General features: G+C 52.7%; 1 protein-coding gene. It reads left to right on the forward strand.

Annotated elements, in window-relative coordinates; translation table 11 throughout:
- The coding region (locus AACU55_RS19080; protein ID WP_134707157.1) for a CBM96 family carbohydrate-binding protein at positions 1-601 on the forward strand (601 nt) is incomplete at its 5' end.
- Positions 602-603: the final 2 nt, after the last annotated feature.

Raw genomic sequence — 603 nt, forward strand, 5'->3', positions numbered from 1 at the left:
ATACATGACCGACTTGTGTATGAATCTGGCTTTCGATTGCAGTAACACCATCCCTTACAGCTACGAGCCGGCACTGGAAGACACGGTCGTCAGCAGTACCAACAGCAGCACCAATTACGGCAGCAGCACATTGCTGACCGCCAGCGACAACTGGAAAAACGGCGGTCATGCCAGTAATCCGGAAAGCCTGGTTCTGTTTAAGTTTAAAATTCCTGCACTGCCGGAAGCCATCCCGGCCTCTGAAGAGGGATTATTCGTCTACCGTCTGCGGGTGTTTGGTGGCAATGCCGCTTCCAGCGCCACCGGCAAGCTGAATGTCTACAGCACATCCACGGACTGGGATGGCAAAACAGTGAACTGGGATAACCATCCGGCAACGGATTACCAGTCAGCTGGCACCATCTCGATGAATAATAACCGTCAGTATCGCGACGCTATCGTGGATACGGCTGTTCGCCAGGCGCTGGCAGAAGGCAAAACGGAAGTCGCTTTCTACCTCGGTGGTGACCAGAATGGCGGAACCTATACCTTCGATTCCACCGAAACCAACCATCCACCGTTGTTGATCGTGAAAGGCTACAAGGCGGTAACAGAGAATTAATC

The sequence above is a fragment of the Rahnella sp. CJA17(1/100) genome, from assembly GCF_963881615.1.
GTDB classification, from domain to species: Bacteria; Pseudomonadota; Gammaproteobacteria; order Enterobacterales; family Enterobacteriaceae; genus Rahnella; species Rahnella aceris.